The 19,504-nt window shown below is 35.2% G+C and carries 18 protein-coding genes and 1 pseudogene; 17 read left to right on the top strand and 2 right to left on the bottom strand.

Translation table 11 applies throughout. The annotated features are described in order from the left end of the window. Positions 1–148: 148 nt before the first annotated feature. From CUN60_RS06925 to CUN60_RS06895, 6 genes are all read left to right on the top strand, one after another. Positions 149–1,108: a ParM/StbA family protein gene (locus tag CUN60_RS06925; protein WP_102951337.1), complete on the top strand. Its 960-nt coding sequence runs from the start codon at positions 149–151 to the stop codon at positions 1,106–1,108. Continuing rightward, entirely contained in the window at positions 1,098–1,418 is a 321-nt protein-coding gene (locus CUN60_RS06920) for a hypothetical protein (protein ID WP_102951336.1), read from the top strand. The genes CUN60_RS06925 and CUN60_RS06920 overlap by 11 nt, the downstream gene beginning before the upstream one ends. A gap of 37 nt (positions 1,419–1,455) precedes the next feature. Then, the gene (locus CUN60_RS06915) at positions 1,456–1,779 is read left to right on the top strand and encodes an HU family DNA-binding protein (protein ID WP_279639061.1); all 324 of its coding nucleotides are present in this window, start codon (positions 1,456–1,458) and stop codon (positions 1,777–1,779) included. Between the two features lie 146 nt (positions 1,780–1,925). After that, positions 1,926–2,270 carry a zinc ribbon domain-containing protein YjdM gene (locus CUN60_RS06910; protein WP_102951334.1) on the top strand — a complete coding sequence of 115 codons (345 nt, stop codon included), beginning with the start codon at positions 1,926–1,928 and terminating at the stop codon, positions 2,268–2,270. A 583-nt stretch (positions 2,271–2,853) separates the two neighbouring features. Beyond that, complete coding sequence (locus CUN60_RS06900) at positions 2,854–4,113, top strand: N-6 DNA methylase (protein ID WP_102951332.1); 1,260 nt, start codon at positions 2,854–2,856, stop codon at positions 4,111–4,113. Between the two features lie 104 nt (positions 4,114–4,217). Continuing rightward, positions 4,218–4,760, top strand: a complete 543-nt coding sequence (locus CUN60_RS06895) for a hypothetical protein (protein WP_102951331.1) — start codon at positions 4,218–4,220, stop codon at positions 4,758–4,760. 178 nt (positions 4,761–4,938) lie between these two features. Here CUN60_RS06895 and CUN60_RS06890 read toward each other — a convergent pair whose 3' ends face one another. Together CUN60_RS06890 and CUN60_RS06885 are read right to left on the bottom strand one after the other, a co-directional pair. Beyond that, on the bottom strand, positions 4,939–5,265 hold the full coding sequence (locus CUN60_RS06890; protein ID WP_158649326.1) for a hypothetical protein: 327 nt from the start codon (positions 5,263–5,265) through the stop codon (positions 4,939–4,941). 192 nt (positions 5,266–5,457) lie between these two features. Continuing rightward, on the bottom strand, positions 5,458–8,406 hold the full coding sequence (locus CUN60_RS06885) for a Tn3 family transposase (RefSeq protein WP_102951329.1): 2,949 nt from the start codon (positions 8,404–8,406) through the stop codon (positions 5,458–5,460). A gap of 158 nt (positions 8,407–8,564) precedes the next feature. Here CUN60_RS06885 and CUN60_RS06880 point away from each other — a divergent pair, with 158 nt between their 5' ends. The 11 genes and pseudogenes from CUN60_RS06880 to CUN60_RS06840 all read left to right on the top strand — a co-directional run bounded on the left by CUN60_RS06880 (position 8,565) and on the right by CUN60_RS06840 (position 19,220). Beyond that, a complete protein-coding gene (locus CUN60_RS06880) occupies positions 8,565–9,170 on the top strand; it encodes a recombinase family protein (RefSeq protein ID WP_102951328.1) in 606 nt (201 codons plus the stop codon). Positions 9,171–9,187: 17 nt separating this feature from the next. Further along, positions 9,188–9,562: an EamA family transporter gene (locus CUN60_RS13320; protein ID WP_279639046.1), complete on the top strand. Its 375-nt coding sequence runs from the start codon at positions 9,188–9,190 to the stop codon at positions 9,560–9,562. Between the two features lie 31 nt (positions 9,563–9,593). Beyond that, positions 9,594–10,256 (top strand): DMT family transporter, encoded by a 663-nt coding sequence (locus CUN60_RS13315; RefSeq protein ID WP_279639045.1) that lies wholly within the window; start codon positions 9,594–9,596, stop codon positions 10,254–10,256. Between the two features lie 132 nt (positions 10,257–10,388). Beyond that, positions 10,389–10,649, top strand: a complete 261-nt coding sequence (locus CUN60_RS06870; RefSeq protein WP_102951327.1) for a metal-sensing transcriptional repressor — start codon at positions 10,389–10,391, stop codon at positions 10,647–10,649. Between the two features lie 18 nt (positions 10,650–10,667). Then, positions 10,668–10,793: a hypothetical protein gene (locus CUN60_RS13310; RefSeq protein WP_279639044.1), complete on the top strand. Its 126-nt coding sequence runs from the start codon at positions 10,668–10,670 to the stop codon at positions 10,791–10,793. A 224-nt stretch (positions 10,794–11,017) separates the two neighbouring features. After that, entirely contained in the window at positions 11,018–12,418 is a 1,401-nt protein-coding gene (locus CUN60_RS06865; RefSeq protein ID WP_102951326.1) for a TolC family protein, read from the top strand. Then, the gene (locus tag CUN60_RS06860) at positions 12,393–13,469 is read left to right on the top strand and encodes an efflux RND transporter periplasmic adaptor subunit (protein ID WP_102951325.1); all 1,077 of its coding nucleotides are present in this window, start codon (positions 12,393–12,395) and stop codon (positions 13,467–13,469) included. Before CUN60_RS06865 ends, CUN60_RS06860 begins: the two co-directional genes overlap by 26 nt. Beyond that, positions 13,466–16,512 (top strand): annotated as a pseudogene (locus CUN60_RS06855) (efflux RND transporter permease subunit). Before CUN60_RS06860 ends, CUN60_RS06855 begins: the two are co-directional and overlap by 4 nt. A gap of 16 nt (positions 16,513–16,528) precedes the next feature. Continuing rightward, positions 16,529–16,732, top strand: a complete 204-nt coding sequence (locus CUN60_RS06850) for a hypothetical protein (protein ID WP_102951323.1) — start codon at positions 16,529–16,531, stop codon at positions 16,730–16,732. 23 nt (positions 16,733–16,755) lie between these two features. Then, positions 16,756–18,894, top strand: coding sequence for a heavy metal translocating P-type ATPase (locus CUN60_RS06845; RefSeq protein ID WP_102951322.1), 2,139 nt, complete (start codon positions 16,756–16,758; stop codon positions 18,892–18,894). Next, positions 18,888–19,220, top strand: a complete 333-nt coding sequence (locus CUN60_RS06840; RefSeq protein ID WP_222593231.1) for a YnfA family protein — start codon at positions 18,888–18,890, stop codon at positions 19,218–19,220. The genes CUN60_RS06845 and CUN60_RS06840 overlap by 7 nt, the downstream gene beginning before the upstream one ends. Positions 19,221–19,504: the final 284 nt, after the last annotated feature.

The following is a 19,504-nucleotide window of genomic DNA, read 5'->3' as shown; positions in this document are numbered from 1 at the left end:
GGGTAATCCACCTCAAGGTGCCTAAAGATTTTTAATATATCTAAACATATGTAAATATCAACTATTCCGCAGATGTTTTAATACCTCAAGATGCCTTAACATATCGCAAGAACCTTAAAACATCTTAACAACCTTTAGGAGTATTAACATGCATCAACATATGACAACACATCTCAATAACCCACAAGAAGTACAGGTAATCTGTATTGATCCCGGCTTTGGTGATTGCAAATGGCTAACAAAAAGCAAATCTGGTAAATTCTCAACAGCGATTAAAAGGGCAGACACCTCCGTACTCAAATTTGATGTTAAGGGAGGGGATATAAGCCTTAATAAAGATGAGTACTTGTTTAACGGATCAAAATGGTACGTGGGTAATGCTATTGCTGAAATGAATGCGTTAGCTACCAGAGATTATTCCTTTATTGAAAAGTTTGCACCGTTGATTGCCTATAAAGCAATAACTGATGCTAGATTGGATATAACTAAACCCATCAGGATTAAAACCTGTTTGTCGATTATGAATTATGAAAATAAAGAAGCCTTTGCCAAAGCAATGTCAACTATCAACGTTAATAACCAGGTAATTAATTGTGAAGTAGATGTAATTGCCCAGGGCTTTGCCAGTTTTATTGACTATGTCGTTACTAATGACATAGATTCGGCCAGAATGTATACTGTTACTAATATCGGCTTTAATACTATAGACTTTTGTGTAATTCTTGGTGGGCAGGTAATCTATTCAACAGCCAGTCCAAATGGTGCCAATGAAATAGTAAAACCATTACGTCAGCTTCTGGAGAGCAAGTTCAAGCTGTACTTCAATGAACAGGAAGTAAAGCAGGTATTACTGGAACGGCAGATTACTGTTTCAGGTAAGAAAGTGGATCTATCTGAAGAAATATTTGAAATTAAAGCCCAATACTTTGAAACTTTCTTTTACAGTCTGCCGGATATTCGGGAATATCTACGCAAAGCCGACAAAAATATCTTCGCTGGTGGCGGGGCATACTTCCTCCAGGGAGCAAATCTTGATGATAATATGACATTTGTTAATCAACCGTTTGAGTTTAGTGACGTTAGGGGAGTAAGTAGTTATGAGCAATAATAAGTTCAGCTTATCGGTTGAAGCGAAACTTCAGGGAGTACTCGATCGCTTACCACGTGGAACAAGGAATCGGTTTATAAACTTATGTATATCAATGGTTGTTTTCGATAAAAAGCTTATGAATTCTGTATATAGCAAACTTATGGGTATCCCTGTAAACATAAATAATCTGGAAGATAACCATCCATTTGAGATTGAAATACCTCCACCACCAGTAGAGCAGGCACTGCCACAACTGGCAGATGCTGCAGAAGAACCAGCCCAGAAGATAGTTACGTCCAAAGACTTTACATTTTCTGTAAAAAAATAGTCGGAAACTAAGTGGAAGTTAATAAATCTGCTATAATCTGCTTCTTTTTGAAAGGAATACTATGAATAAAGCTGAATTGATTGATGCTATTGCAGCTAAGGCTGATATTTCTAAAGTAAAAGCTGGTGAAGCATTAGATGCATTTATGGATAGCATTACAGCTGCTCTTAAAGCTGATGACAAGGTTACATTAGTTGGCTTTGGTACTTTCAGCGTTGCTGAACGTGCAGCCAGAACTGGCCGTAATCCTAAGACTGGTGAAGAACTCAAAATAGCTGCTAGTAAAGCTCCTAAGTTCTCAGCAGGTGCAACTCTTAAGGAAGCAGTAGCTCCAGCTGCCAAGGCTAAAAAAGCCAAATAATTATCTTTATGCATCTTCTGGTATTGTTGTTCAAAAGTTATATTTTGGCAACAATACCACTACTCAACTAATTTGCAGCTCTGCTAATTACTAGTTATAGATTGTTAATCAGTTATAATAATCCTTATTTTGCAAGAAAGCCTACCATGTCTCAATTACCTAATTGTCCACAATGCAATTCAGCATATACCTACGTTGATGGTACTTCATTTGTTTGTCCTGAGTGTGCTCATGAGTGGACGGCTGGCGAAGATGCCTCAGGTACTGAAAATGAAGCTAAAATAATCAAGGATTCTGTAGGCAATATCTTAGCCGATGGGGACAGTATTACTGTAATTAAAGATCTGAAGGTTAAAGGTAGCTCACTGGTAGTGAAAGTAGGAACCAAAGTAAAAAATATTCGCTTGATTGATGGTGATCATGATATTGATTGTAAAATTGATGGCATTGGACCAATGAAACTTAAATCTGAGTTCGTAAAAAAAGCCTGACAATAGATACTAATTGTATGTTTTAGGTATTGTTGCCCCCAGCTACGCTTTGCCAAACCCAAAGCCGGCAACAATACTACTATCTTATCAATCAGCAGTTTTGCTAATCTATAATAACCTTAAATCCCCACACCACATTTTGGCACAACATTCGAACCAGGAAAAAGCAAGGCTTGAGTTACTTGGTATAGTTTACCAGTAATGAAGTGTTTGCCACGACTGTAACCATTCCTGGCATGTTTTGCTCTTGCTTTTTTCTCGCTATTTAAAACCCCGGTTAGTAATTGTACCGGGGTTTTTCATTTACGCTCCAAAAATGCGAGCAAATCACCACACTAATCATTTCTGGATCATTCCACAGCTGGGCTAGGGCAATCCTGCCCAACTGCTCCATTATTTTATATCTGTAACTCAATCCAGCATTTTCCAGTCTGCAAATCTTGTTTTTAATTTTTTTGTGCCAAATAAATTTAAAAAAGATTGGAACAGACCTGGCGGGTTCTCTCTGTTGTGCCATGCAGTGGTGTGGGGTTAGGAAATCAACGCCCCGTTTAATCCTTAACAGTTTTGCGGAGTTAGTGCAATGGATAAGAAACAATTACCAGTTCATAAAATAGAGCAGTTTATTTCAAATATTCGAGTTATCGAAGAAATGGCAAAGAATCAGCCTGATATTGAGGTTTTAAAGAGCTATAAGGGCTTTGGTGGATTAAAGAGATGCTTCTGGGACAATAAGGCATTATTTGGGCAGCTAATGCGTGCTATTCGGGCTAACTTTGGAATTGAGAAAGAGAAAGCAGTACTAGAGAGCTTACGTAATTCATCAAGTAGTGCCTATTACACACCAAAGGAAGTAATCAGCTTTATTTACCGTTATCTAACTCAGGTATGCAAGTTTACTGGTGGAGATATATTAGAGCCATCTTGTGGTAATGGGGCATTCTTTGAATATATGCCGGAAGAAATCAAGGCTAACAGCTCTATAACTGGTGTTGAGTATGATACCTTGACATCTAAGCTAGTACAGACTATTTACCCGGATATAACTATTATCAATGATGGCTTACAGAATATTGATTTTAATAATCAGCAATTTGATTTAATTGTCGGTAATCCTCCATACTCTAATGAAAAAATAACCGATGAATTTATGCCGGATTTATCTGGTTATACCATACATCATTATTTTGTAGCTAAGTGTATGCGATTATTAAAGAAAGACGGGATTTTAGCTTTAGTAGTACCTAGCTTTTACATGGATATACCCAAAGCTAATACCCGACATATTATTGATAATGAAAGCGTGGTTATTGATGTAATCAGACTACCGGATAACCTCTTCGAGCAGGCAACTGTAACCGTGGACATAATACTGATTAGAAAATCAGGAAACAAAGCACACAATATAGTTGATACCACTGTATTTAAGCAGGACAAAGCCGAAGAAACAATTAATCAGTTCTGGATTGATAATCCAAACCGGATACTTGGAGAATTAAGGCTTAAATGGGTACAGGCATATAATCGCTATGTACCAACTTGTTACACTGAAAACAAGGCAAAAGCATTAAGTTATCTTAATCTTTGTGAGTTCACTCAAAAGACTATTGAGAACTATCAGCGCATTACAGCTAATCACCCTGAAAACCAGAAATCAATGGCTAATAATTCAGCAGCTAAAGACTTAATTCATGAATTACACAAAGAATTAAACGAAACTTTTACTGTAATTGAAGAGCTAAAGCCTGTTGTTGATAACTTATCAGATGAACTAATCCGGTTACATTATAAGCACTCACAGCTAATTGAAAAGCTGAATAATTACATAGCCGTAAAGTCTTAATAAACTCAGCAAAACCATAGTTAATGAAAATGGAATGCAATGCGTTCCTGATTGATAATTGAACCAACTAATATTAAACAGTACAATTTTATAAGGTTAAGAAAATGCCAAACTGGTGTCAAAATGATTTACAACTTACCGGACAGATTAAAGTCTTAAAACCTATAATTGAGAATGCATTAAAAAATAATGGGCTATTTAATGCCATTATACCAATGCCGGAGGAATTATCCACGAATGATAACATAATGAGCAAAGAACAGCAGGAAAGTAACTGTAGCAAGTATGGACATTACGACTGGTTCTGCTGGAGATTAGCCAACTGGAGTACTAAATGGGATACGGATATATCCGATAGCTATAGTTTGATGGAGCTTGAAGCTGATACCATGAATAAATCACCTGATGATGAAATAACTATCCACTTGTATTTTGATACAGCATGGTCTCCACCTATTGCAGTTTATCAGGCTTTGGAAGAGATAAATATTCAGGTTTTGGGGTATTATTATGAACCTGGTTGTGCCTATTGTGGCTGGTATGAGGATGGATATGACAGCTGCAACTCTTTTAGCGGATACGATGATATACCTAGTGATATTCTGGCGGTATTTGGTATTGAAAAAGATGACTTTATAGAGGAGTAATTTAGATATGGCGGACTATGTCCGCCGGCTATGACCATTCTACCCAACCCACCCAATCAGAGTAGGGCAAAATTCAACAATCATGTTTGTTTGAACTTATTGCAATGCTCAACAAACATGATGCTTCATTTTGCATTTGGATAAACCCAATGGTCGTTTTTATTTTTTAATTATTTCCTTACAAAATTTTTATATGGGTTTTATATAAATTCTTCAATTCTTCATAAATTAAAGTATGGATAAAAATCCTTGAATATTCTGACATCATACGAGAATAATCTGGTCCGGTAAAATTTGAGGTACGAACAACATTAATTGCCAGCACACTAAAGCTATCTAACTCACCGGATAATAGAGAAATTTTACTTGAAATACTGGAGTCTAACGAAGTCTCAGCTTGAATTGCTAGCATCTTAATTTTAGTAATTTCAGCCGATATACTATTAGAAAAAGAGCCTGGATTAGTATTTGTAATGTCTAAAATTAAATGAATAATACTATTCATAACTACAAGTACTTCATTCATATGTTTATTATACACTAACGATATTTCTAGACTAAGGGATTTATCAGAAATTTCAGTTTGTCTTTTCGATATTTTGTAGGCAAAATACCCAATACAAATTGTAGCTACAGAACCAACCCACGTACCTAAAGGGGTCACACGAGAATTCGGAAATTATCGTACGCTAAGGAATTATGGAATTCTTAGCTGACTGGTCCTTGGTACGTTACTCCAAATATAATCACCAGTTAAATTAATATGTTCCCAACCCAATGGAGACAGATGTTTTATAGAATCATCATCAAAATCCTTGTCGGTTTTTCGTAAATAATCAACAGCTTTTTCAATATATACTGTGTTCCACAATATAATTGCCCCAACTACCAAATTTAAACCACTTGCACGGTGAAGTTGATTTTCAAATGTTCTGTCCCTAATTTCACCTAAGCGGTTAAAATGCACTGCTCTGGTTAAAGCATGTCTTGCTTCACCTTTATTTAATCCAGCTTGCACTCTGCGCCGCAATTGTGGATCTTTTGACCATTCAAGCATAAAAATACTACGTTCCAACTTACCTAGCTCTCGAAGTGCCAGAGCCAGTTTATTTTGTCGTGGGTAACTGCCAAGTTTCCGGAGTATTAATGATGATGTAACCGTACCATGCTTTATTGACATGGCTAATCTCATGATTTCATCCCAATTCTGCTCAATTAATTTTAAATTAAGGTAACCACCAACCATACTAGATAATGCCGGATAACTGGTAGATTTACTCGGTAAGTATATACGCTTGTCGCTTAAGTCGCGAATTCTTGGCGCAAATTTGAAGCCTAAAAGATGCATCAAGGCAAATACATGGTCGGTAAATCCAGCGGTATCTGTATAGTGTTCATAGATGTTAAGGTCTGCCTCATGGTGCAGCAAACCATCCAAGACATAAGTTGAATCACGGAGATTAGTTGTTATCAGGCTCATGTGAAATGGTGCATACAGGTCTGAAATATGCCCATAGTAAGTTACACCTGGTTCTCTGCCGTATTTTGGATTTTTGGTCGCTGAATGTTGATTTGTGCCACCTGCTGTAAATCGTTGGCCATCAGAAGATGAGCTATTACCATCTCCCCAATATTTTGTAATTTCCTGTTGATGCTGAGAGTTAGTTAGAACTGCTTGTGCTCTTGTATAAGTATCTTCCCTAATATACCACGCCTGCATTGAAGATAGTTTTGAGTAAGTGGCACCAGGACAAGCTTCAGCCATTTTAGTCAATCCCAGATTTATTGCATCAGAGAGCACTACTGTTAATAGTAATTGATTATTTCCGGCTGGCTTTTCATTTTTTAAATGAGTAAAATGTTGCGTATAATTCGTCCAAGTATCAACCTCCTGAAGCAAATTAGTGATTTTTATTTTAGGCAGTAAGGCATATACCTTTTGATTAAACGAGTATGCTTCTTCTGGAACTGAGTTTATCAGTGGTGTAATTTTCAATCCATCATCGTTAATGGTTGCATCATGTAACTCATCTTTTAGTGCTAATTCATGGACTTCTTTAAGGGTAGCTTTTAAAATGTCGGTTCTACCAGTAATAAACTCTTTGAAACTGCATGAGCCAACTGTAGGCAATGGTGATTCTAAACGTTTTTCTTTGAAAATTTCTTTGTCTAATAAATACTCATCAAAATCTTTGTGCTTACGGGAACCAACAACCCAAATATCCCCGGAACGGAGCGTATTTTTTAACTCTGTAAGTACCGAAAACTCATAAAATTGTTTATCAATAGCACCATTATCTTTGAAAACCAGGTTATGCCATTGTTTTTTGATAAATATTGTCGGAGCTTTATCCGGAACTTTACGCAATTTACCATGATACATCTGTTTTACTATTCCTAAGGCTTTGAACAGCTCAGTTGTGCTATTAGATGGTTTAAATTCCAAAGCTTCCAAGAATTCAATCATATACCGTTTAATCCATGAATAGTAGGCAGTGATTTTATATAGCGAATCAAAGCTATCTGGTTTGGCAAGCTCTTTGGTATCACTGACTGATTTGGTAAAGTCATCCCAAGGAATGACTGCTTCGATAGCTTGAAATGGGTCTTTATTATTTTGTTTGGCAGTAATTAGGATTTGGCCAATCTTAACATAGAGGTTCAGTTTCTCATTTATGGTTTTACTTGAATTTTGGAATTCATTATTATGGCTATGTTTGGCCTTATTGAAGATATTTCCAAGTATTTTGTCGTTAAGTTCAATTATTTCATCAATTATAGACGCTTTTGTTTCAATAATAACAGCTACTAGTGTTGCATATCTGCGGGTTGATTCAAATTTAAGAATTTCACCGGCTGGCATATTTTTACCTTCTTTAGCTATCCGGATTAAACGATTTTGATGCACATTTTTACCAATATTGTTTGGTAGATTGAGCTTGCCAATCAACTTTAATCGCTCAATATGTAATAAAATATGCTTTGGTTTTGGTATTGTTGCGGGTTGAAGCAGCCAGTGCAAATTGCTAATCCTTGTTTCTGGCTTAGGTTTTAGTAATTCGTTCAACTCCAGTATATGTTTATCTGTAAGTGGTGCAGTTAAATCTGTATATAGTTCTTGATTACCAATAGTTATAGCCTCAGCACATAAACGTTCAATTACTGATATGCTAGGAACTATTATTTTATCCATATGTAGCAATGTGATTAACTGATTTGCTACGATAATACCTTTATCATTTTGCTTTACTAATGGCATTAATTTTTTAATGTAATCCTGGTAGTGTAAATTAGTAAATGTTTTAAACCCAAACAAACTTTGTAATTCTAAAATATGTTCTCTACGAGTCGAATCACGCTTAAAGTAATTGTGCCAAACTGAAAAATCTTTTATTTTTAGCTGATCAGCAATAAATTTTATTGTTTGTGGTTGAATATCTGTTTCAGCATCAAAAGATAAACCTGGGTACCGCATGCAACATAATAAAAGAGCAAAACCAAGTTTATTATGTTTGCCTCGCTTTTGGTTGATAAGAGAAATCTCAGTTTCGGAGAGTAAGTAATACTTGCTTAATTCAGGTAATTCAGTTGGGATTATAAGTAACGCTTGTTTTTCTGATTCGGTAAATACACTACGGCGTGGCATAATTTATAGTCCATAATAACGAAGGTTTTACTATACTTTTTTAAATGCTTTAAATATGCACCATTATAACTTAAATATAGGTCATAATACTGGTTAGTGTTATCAAAGTATACGCGTTTAAATTTTTCTGAGTATAGTATACAATTTTAAGGACAGATATGATAATAGGATATGCTCGAGTTTCGACTAAAGATCAAAACTTAGATTTACAATTGGACGCTCTTCAAAAGGAAAAGTGTAACAGGATTTATAAAGAAATTATTAGCGGAGCAAAATCGGAACGTCCAATACTACAAGAGGTGTTAACTCAAGTTCGTCCGGGTGATGTGATAGTTATTTGGAAACTGGATAGACTGGGTAGATCACTTAAAAACCTAGTTGATATAGTTGGCCAACTTATTGAACAAGAGGTTGGACTTAAGAGTTTGCACGATAATATTGATACTACAACACCTCAAGGGCGTTTAACTTTTAATATTTTTGCAAGTTTGGCCGAATTCGAACGTGATTTAATTAGCGAGCGTACAAAAGCTGGCCTCGAGTCCGCTCGTGCCAGGGGCAGAATGGGTGGGAAACCTAAAGGATTATCACAGCAAGCTGAAGCAACTGCTTGTGCGGCTGAAACATTGTACAAAGAAGGCAAATTAAGTGTTAATCAAATTGCTAATCAATTAAGCATTGCCAAGAATTCTCTTTACAAATATCTTCGCCATAGGGGGGTCCAAATAAATGCTTATAAATCAAAAAATAAATCTACAGAATAACCTGAATTAAGGCTACTATGAAAATATTATATAAATTTAAATTATCAACGCCGGTTATGGCTGCACTCGGAGCTGCGATATTATTTGGAGGAAGCACCCCTTTTGCTAAATTATTACTTAGCAATATTTCACCAATTCTTCTAGCAGGAGTGCTATATCTTGGAAGTGGGATAGGATTAATGCTTATCCGCCTTATTAGAGACCATGGCTGGAGTAATCCAAAGTTACCGAATAATGAATGGCCATGGTTATTAGTTGCAATTTGCTTTGGTGGAGTGCTTGGACCAATGCTGCTCATGCTGGGGTTAACCCAGACCAGTTCTGCCAATGCATCATTGTTGCTTAACTTAGAAGCAGTCCTAACGGCAGTGATAGCTTGGGTAATATTTTAAAGAAAATGCAGACAAACGCATTGCATTAGGAATGCTTCTAATTGTGCTAGGCGGAGTTTTACTTTCCTGGCCTAATGGACAAATAAGCCCCAAAGGCTGGATAGGTTCACTTTCTATTGGCGCTGCTTGTTTATGCTGGGCAATAGATAATAATTTAACTCGGAAAGTATCTGCCTCGGATTCGTTCTTCATTGCAGGAAGTAAAGGATTGGTTGCAGGGATAGTCAATATCAGCCTAGCTTATTGGTTAGGAATGCAGCTGCCAAGCTGGACCTTAATAGGTGTTGCATTAGTTTGTGGATTTTTTGGTTACGGAATTAGCTTATTATTATTTATTCTGGCTTTGCGTGGATTAGGAACTTCAAGAACTGGTGCGTATTTTTCGGTTGCACCGTTTATAGGAGCAGCAATAGCAATACTATTTTTTAAAGAAGATCCTTCTTTACTATTTTGGGCAGCATTACTCTTGATGAGCACCGGAGTATGGCTTCATTTAACAGAAAAGCATGAACATGAACATATACATGAGATACTGTTTCATGAGCATATACATGTACATGATGAGCATCACCAGCATACCCATGACTTTGCATATGATGATAAAAAATCACATATCCATCCACATAAACACGAATACCTTGTTCATTCACACCCTCATTATCCAGATGTAGGGCATATGCATAAGCATACATAAATCAAAAATTATTTAATAAAGGTTAACTATGTTATTATATTTTTAAAAGTGGTTCCTTTTTATACCGGGCACAACAATCATTTTTCTTTTTTTCTTTACAATGTTATAATAATCCCTCCAGGAGGATAGGTTATGCAACATGAACATAAAAAACATAAAGAAATAACATCAAGGTTAAAACGAGTAAATGGCCATTTACTAAAAGTTATTGCTATGCTTGAAAACGATGAAGAGTGTATAGATATTGCTCAGCAATTACATGCGGTGGAACGTGCTTTAAATGGGGCAAAGAAAGCTCTCATTTATAACCATGTAAATGATTGTCTAGAAGAAAAATCTGGAACATCAAAATCAGTTTTAGAAGAATTTAAACAAATTACTAAATATATGTAATATTTTAGGGGATATAAAATGAAACAATTATTGCTTTCTAGTATAGTTCTTATACTTGCAGCGTGCTCTTCCAGTAAGGAGCCAGAATATATAAAAGCAAATTCAGAGCCTTTAGTTTATATGTCTACTGCTAAGCCCCTTTAAATTGTAAATTTTTAGGATATACTTCTGGGCCTTATCATACATACGGAATTGGTAATAATAGCCAAGGTAGAAACTTGCATCAGTCACATATTAATCAAGCAATCAGACTAGGTGGTAATTATCTTCAAAAAGATCATCAACGAGATAAAGGATATGTTTATTCTTGCCCAGAAAGTGAAATTTTGAAGATGGAAAAAACTAATAAATAGAAGAGCTTGAGTATAATGAAAATTAAATCTTGCTGGTTTAAGAGCGTGAAAAGCCCCACAAAAAGAAATAGTTTTATACTATTAAATTTTCTTTTTTGTGCTGTGTTGACATCTTGTGCTATTTATACACCTAAACCTCTTACAGATCTTGAAATAAATAATGCTTTAGCTATAACAAGAGCAGAATCTGTAAATCAGCAATTAAGTAAAAGTAATATAGAACCTATTGATTTTAATAAACCATTGACTGCTCGTCAAGTTGGAGTCCTTTCCGTAATTACAAACCCTGGGCTAAAAGCTCTACGTGCGAAAAATCAAATTGCTGAAGCCCAGGTATTTGATGCCGGTTTGTTACCTGACCCTGTAATTATGCCTGCTTATGAAATACCTACAACAACAGGTAATGGTGTAACCCCTGCATACTCTCTTTGGTTAAATTGGGATATTGGTAGTTTAGCGACAAGGTCTCTTAAGAAGTCAGCAGCTAAAGAACAGCAGAAGCAAATAAGTTATGACGTTGCATGGCAAGAATGGCTAATAGCTAATCAAGCGGAATTACTCGCAACCAGACTATATTATTTAAATCAACAGCATAAAGTTATTGAGGATAATCAGGGTATTTTAAAAAATTATCTGGACGAAGCTTCCCCATATCTTGCGACTCATAATTTAAGTCCAATTGACTATAATCAGCAGAAAGCAAACTATATTGATATAGTTGACCAAGATAAATCTATAGAAAGATTAATCCAAAAAACAAATTTTGAATTATTAAAAACTATAGGGCTACCTCCAGCAGCAAAGATAAGTTTAGCCAGTGATTATATAGAACCTTCTTCCCTCTCCAATGAAAGTGAATTATTTAAGTACGCTAAAAAAAGTCGATTAGATATTTTAGCCTTAGAAGCTGGCTACAATAATCAGGAGATACAAGTCAGACAAGCAGTATTAGGCCAATACCCTCATTTTACTATGAGCATGTATCCAGGGCAAGATAATACGAGTAATGGATATTTTGGTTTTAATGTTGCGTTTGATCTTCCTACTTTTAACCGAAACCAAGGTACTATTGCAATAGCATTGGCGACTAGAGAGAACTTGTATTTAGAGTATATCTCTCGATTACATAACATCCGTTCCGATATTTCAAGTATTTCAAGTGAAATTACGTGGGCAACTAAACAAAAAACTATCATGAATAGTCAAATGGAAGGGCTCAGAAAAACTGATGTCATGTTAAAGCAAGAGGTTAATAGCCATAATGTAACGCTTCCTTATTATATTAACTTTCATTATGGTTTAGCAAACAAGGAAGTCCGACTGTTATCATTACAACAAGACTTAGCAGAACAATATATTGCAATGCAAATTACTACAGGAAAGTATTTAAATGAGAGTCAAACTAAGAATAAGTAAAGTTAGTCTTTGTCTAGCTATAATCGCTCTTGGTTCAATTATAGTTTCATGTATTATCTATTTTAATAAAGTAGAAGATAATGAAAAAGATGTTCAGCCCGTGGCACAAGTACAAACGACTCTTATTAAAAAGAAAATGATGATTAAAAGTGTTCCGGTCAATGGAACTATCTCTTTTGCCCCAGGTCAGATACAAGAAATTGCCTTCAACACTGAGGTAGTTATTGATAAAATTTATATTCAAATTGGTCAAACTGTTCGAAAAGGGCAACCATTATTAAAGCTAAGCCTTAGTCCAAATGAAAAAGTAACTTTATCTAATGCTCAAATGGCTGTTTCCTTTGCTGAAAAAGAATATAAAAGGCAGGATGAATTAAAAAATAAATATCTAGCCTCTAATATAGATGTTCAAAATGCACTACAAGCACTACTGAAAGCAAGATCAGAGCTAAACAATCTAATGATTGTTGTTAATAAAACTAAGGGGCCAGTTCTTGCAGATGTTGATGGAGTTGTTGAAAAACTAAATGTCCAGACTGGGCAAATAATACCTGCATCTACTTCAATAATTAGCATAGGGAGTGCTTTGCAGGCAAATTGCAATATTCCTGCAGAGTTTAAAGATAAAATTAGCATAAATCAACCAGTTCTAATAATTAGTTTAAACAACCAGAACTTGTCTACAATGAGTAAAGTAGGAGAGATATCTGGAAAAATTGACGCTTCTAGTGCTACCACTTATTTTACGTCGCCTATTAAAGAAAATTCAGGATTTGTTTCAGGCGACCCAATTATGGGACAGGTTTATGTAAGCACAGCAGAGGGACAGTTGTATGTACCAAAATCTGCTTTAGTTTATGATGGTAATACACCTTATGTTTTTATTAATAAGAACGGGGTTGCACAGCAAGAATCAGTAACTGTTTTGCTTCAAGAGCAAGAAAACGTATATATTAGTAGCATAGGAGTAAGTTCTGGAGATCAAGTTGTGTATGTCGGTAATTACGAGCTTGAGAATGGGATGAAATTACGAGTGGAGTCAAAAGAATGAAATTCGCAGCCATCTTGGGGCGACATCGTATATCTATATTGTTTTTCTTCTTGGTATTAACAGTTGCAGGACTTTTTATTGTAACCAAATTACCAGTTGCATTATTTCCCAGTATGGAATTTCCGAGGATTATTGTTAATGTAGATACTGGTGATATGCCAGTTGATAAGATGATTATTGAAGTTACTAAACCATTAGAATATGCTTTACGCAAGGTGCCGGGTGTAAATGGAATACGCTCAATAAGTAATAGTGGGACAGCTGAACTGTCAATTAATTTTCCTTGGGGCATGACATGCCCTTGGCTCTACTCCAAGTGCAGTCCGCGATTAGTCAAACGCGGGCACTATTACCTAAAGATGTTTCTGCAAATGCTTTAAGAGTAGATATTAGTGGTTATCCTATGTTTGGTATCTCACTAACGTCCAAAACAAAAGATATGGTTGACATCCGCGACTTTGCGAATTATAACTTATTGCCTCTTTTGAATTCTATTGATGGCGTTGCTAGTGTTGAAGTTCTAGGTGGACAAACTGCCGAATTTCAAATTAAATTAAATCCAATTCTAATTAAGCAATATGGTTTGCAGACTAGTGATATTGTTAATGTAATTGCAATGAATAATAGCATTCTTTCTGTGGGAAGAATAGAAGATAGGTATCGCCTTTATTTAGTTATGTCCGGGAATACAAGGAAAAGCCTGGATGATTTAAATCATATAGTCGTTAAGTATAACTCAGGCAAATTATTAATGCTTGGAGATATTGCTGAAATAACTATGGGTACTACCCCTGCTTGGACTCGAGTTACTTCGAATAATACTGATGCAGTATTATTAAATATAAGGCAGCAAATTGGTGCTAACACAGTTGCAATAGCAGGATTGATCAAAGAAAAGCTTGCAGATTTTGCTAAAAGCTCTATTAAAAGTATTCATATTCAAACATATTATGATCAGTCCAAATTAATTAAAGCCGCAGCTGGGAGTGTAAAAGAAGCTATTCTAATTGGTGCATTTTTGGCTGCGTTAGTAGTTCTACTATTTCTTAGAAATTGGCGACTAACGGTAATTGTAGTATTAATCATTCCCTGTGTAATAGCTACCACAGTTCTGATTTTATATGCTTTTAATATGAGTTTCAATATTATGACTTTAGGTGGCATTGCAGCCGCAGTTGGGTTAGTAATAGATGATGCGGTTGTAATGGTTGAACATATTGCAAGGAGATTGATAGAACAGAAAAATAATAGCAAGGATTCACCTAGTATAATAGCAAATGGAATGGAAATGCTCAGGCCATTAACAGGGTCTTCTTTAGCAACTATTATTATTTTTGTACCTCTTTCTTTTTTAAATGGGATTACAGGGAGTCTTTTTAAAGCTTTAGCATTAACAATGACCGCTTCACTATTAATTTCATATTTCTTTACGCTTCTTGTGGTTCCTTTATTAAGTGAGAGTTTATTACAGAAAATTGTCATTCATCATAAAGATGGCAAAGTATTAAATTTTTTAAAACAAAAATATGATGCCTTAATGCAGCCTATTCTGGCTACGCCTAAATTATTGATTATTCCAATACTTAGTTTTAGCTTGATAGGGTATGCCGCATATAGCAAAGTTGAATCAGGTTTTATGCCAAATATGGATGAAGGAACAATTGCAATTGACTATATGACCAAGTCTGGTACTTCTTTAACTGAGACCGATAGAATTCTTCGACAGGTTGAATCAATAATAACATCCATCCCGGAAGTAAATGGGTATTCTCGTAGAACTGGATTACTATTTGGTGGAAGTATTACTCCACCAAATAGAGGAGATTTCTTTATAAGTCTTAAAGATCACCCGCGTAGGAACATTGAAGAGATAATGAATGAGTTACGAGAAAAGATTACCTTGAATGTACCGGGAATTCAATTTGGTATTGCCCAGCTTATTGGTGACATGATTGGAGATTTAACTTCTGTACCGCAGCCAATAGAAATAAAAATTTGGGGGGCAACTCAGACATCTTTAATGCCTATTGCTCAAAAAATAGCTGAACAAATTAGTAAGGTGCGGGGTGTAGTTGAAATTAAGAATGGCATCATTTATTCTGGTGATAGTATAGAGTTAGATGTTAATCCACTAAAAGCTGCAACTTATGGTTTGGATGTTGATAGCATTAACAATCAGGTAAAAAATCAGATTGCAGGAAATTACGTTAATACTGTACTTGATAAAAATAAGACAATTCCAATACGGGTTATGTCTAAAGATAATTTATTTAATACAGTGAACCAATTAAATAATTTGGTACTAATTGGACCAAATAATACGTCTATCCCTCTTAAGCAAGTAGCTTTAATTGAAATTAAAACTAGTCAAACTCAGCAAATAAGAGAAAACTTGAAGCCAATGATTGCTATTACAGCCAGAATTAGTGGTCGCGGGTTAGGTTCTACAATGGATGAGATTAAGCAAATAATTAAGAAGGATACTCTGCCACAAGGAATGTATATAGAATATGGTGGGTTATATAAAGAGCAGCAAAAATCTTTTAAAGATTTAATTATTGTGTTTATAAGCGCTGAATTCTTAGTAGTATTACTTCTTTTAGTTCTATATGAAAATATCAGTATAGTATTAAGTATTCTGGGTGTCACTTTATTTACGCTGCCAGGAATGTTTTTGGGTTTGTATCTTACGGGAATTGAACTTAATATATCTTCAATGATGGGCATGACAATGGTCATAGGGATGGTAACCGAAATTGCCATATTCTATTTTTCTGAATTAATTCTTATTCCTAAATACAGCAAATTAGAATTAATCAAAGTTGGTGTTATGAGAATGAGGCCAATTTTTATGACTTCAATTATTGCAGTTTTAGCTTTACTTCCACTTGCATTAGGGCTTGGGGTCGGTTCAGAGATGCAGCAACCACTTGCAATTACCATAATCTCTGGGTTGATTGTTGCGGTTCCTCTAATTCTCATTGTTATGCCAGTAATGTATTCTCTATTAAACAAGTTATTTAACAAACAATTAGCAAATTGATTTTAAGGATTATTATATGAAAAATTTAATATTAATAGTTGCTCCGCTTTCACTTATTTTATTTGGATGTGGCAAAAATGTTGGTGTTCAAGATGTTCAAGAAGGAGCTCAGCATATTAGCAATATCATGAATGGAAAAAATGCTAGTGAAGTTATTGCAAATTTAGCTCATGCTTCAAACGATATTTCGCTAAAAATGAAAGAATCTGGAATTAAATAAGCACTAGAATAAAGGAATTTGTCATGTTAACAACTATTTTTACAGTGACTGGACTATGTTGTCCATCAGAGGAAAAGCTTATTCGAAATAAGCTCAAACCAATTACCGGTATTGAACAACTAGAGTTTAATTTTATTAATCAAGAAGTAAAAATAACTCACAATATAAAGGATATTAATCTAATCACCAAAGCAATTAATGAAATAGGAATGCAAGCAACCCCAAAGGCTGAGCTTGAACCTAAAAAAACGATTACAAAAATATCTGATAAGCGTCAATGGTTAGTTATTGCTATAGGTGGAATTTTAGCCCTATGTGCTGAAATATATTCTTATATGTATCAAAATGAAAAATCAGTATTAGTTGCTGCATTAGCGGCTATTGCAATGTTATTAACCGGAAAAGATACTTTTAAAAAGGGTTGGTTAGCTTTAAAATCGTTTACACTGAATATTAATTTTCTTATGATGGTAGCCATTACTGGAGCTATTGTTATTGGTGAATGGCCTGAAGCCGCAATGGTAACAGTTCTTTTTGCTTTGGCTGAACTAATCGAGAAATATTCTTTGGATAAAGCACGTAATGCAATTGCTGGGTTAATGGAAATGGCTCCAGAAGAAGCATTGGTCAAAATAGATGGTGACTGGAAATTATTATCAGTAAAAGACATTGTAATTGATAATACTGTTAAAGTTAAACCAGGAGATCGTATTCCTATTGATGGTGTGGTTATAGCAGGGGAAAGTAGGGTTAACCAGGCATCAATTACAGGAGAGCCTATACCGGTAATAAAAAAAGTAGATGATTTAGTATATGCTGGAACAATAAACGAAAATGGAACTTTAGAATTTAAAGTAACTGCAAGGTCTGATAGTACTTTATTGGCTAAAATAATTCATGCTGTTGAAGAGGCACAATCAGAGAAGGCTCCTACTCAAAAATTTGTTGATAAATTTGCTACTTACTATACTCCAGTTATGGTAATTTTAGCTATTCTTATTGCTGTAATTCCTCCAATATTTTTTAATGAACCATTCTACCCTTGGTTTGCTAAAGCGTTAGTTTTATTAGTTATTGCTTGCCCATGTGCTTTAGTTATATCAACTCCGGTAACAGTTGTAAGTGGATTAACTGCGGCTGCAAAGCATGGATTGTTGATTAAGGGGGGAACTTACCTTGAAATGGGGCATAAATTAAAAGTTATTGCTTTAGATAAGACAGGTACAATCACTCAAGGAAAACCTACAATAACAGACATAGTTCCTTTCAAGGGTATAGACCCGCATCTACTTCTACAAATTGCTGCTAGTTTAGATTCACATTCTGAGCATCCAATTGCTCAAGCCATAGTTAACTATTATGAACAAAAGCCGGAAGCTGCACTCCAAGATGTTGAACAATTTTCTGCAATTCCAGGCCATGGTGTAACCGGGCAAATTCATGGTACGCTATATTACGTCGGAAATCATAAATTAGCAGAAGATAATAAGGTTTGTAATAAAAATATTGAAGCTGAATTGGAAAGGTTGGAAAAAGAAGGTAAAACTACAATAATAATATCAACAGATAAAGAAGCATTAGGCTTAATAGCAGTCGCAGATTCAATACGTAGCTCAAGTGTGAAAGCTATTAAAGCCCTACAAGCACTTGGTTTAAAAACAATTATGCTAACTGGTGATAATAATATTACTGCTGAAGCAATAGCACAACAAGTTGGAATAGATAAGGTATATGCCAACATGTTACCAGAAGATAAATTGGCCACTATAGACAAGCTAGTCACTGAATATAAATATGTTGGTATGGTTGGAGATGGTATAAACGATGCACCAGCATTAGCAAAATCAACTATTGGGTTTGCCATGGGGAGTGAGGGAACGGATATTGCTTTGGAAACTGCGGACGTTGCCTTAGTTGAAAATAACTTGGATAAGCTACCATTCTTTGTAAATCTAAGCAAAAAAACCTTTAACACTTTAATACAAAATATATCATTTGCAATACTTGTTAAAGTAATATTCTTTGTCCTGGCTATATTTGGCAAAGCTACGCTGTGGATGGCTGTACTAGCTGATATGGGTTCTAGCCTAGTTGTAATTTTTAATGGATTAAAACTACTGCATTACAAGCCAGTTAATAAAGGAGGTTGTAAAAAATGTTAATTATAAAAACTCTTGGACTTTTTTTCTTAACAGCAATTGCTGAAATTTTAGGTTGCTATTTGCCAACATTATGGCTTAATCATGGAAAAAGCGTTTGGTTACTACTCCCCGCCATTATTTCTCTCGCTATTTTTTCTTGGCTGCTTACGCTCCATCCTGCCGCTGCTGGGAGAGTCTACGCTGCATATGGTGGTGTTTATATCGGAACTGCAATTTTGTGGCTCTGGATTGTTGAGGGTATAACTCCAACTGCATGGGATATTATTGGCTCTGCTGTGACTCTACTTGGAATGTCAATAATCATGTTTGGCAATAAAATTACTTAGAGCCTTATGTCGTATAGAGTAATTGTTCTTAGCGTACGATAATTTCCGAATTCTCGTGTGACCCCCTAAAGCCCCCCAATCCATAGTACACATATTCCAGTCTATGGCACACATATTATTCATTTATTGACCCTTATTTTACATTATATACGAAATAATTTTCATGCATAACATTAAAGTTTTAAGCTAAATAATGTATTTTATCATTGAAGTAAAAAATTGTAAATTAGAAAAGTTTTTTACTATTTAATCTCTGCGGGTAAATTCCCCGCCGCTTGCGGCGT

The organism is Aquella oligotrophica (genome assembly GCF_002892535.1).
Lineage (GTDB): Bacteria > Pseudomonadota > Gammaproteobacteria > Burkholderiales > UBA11063 > Aquella > Aquella oligotrophica.
The sequence above is the reverse complement of the archived record's forward strand: the minus strand, read 5'-3'. Positions and strand labels throughout refer to the sequence as shown.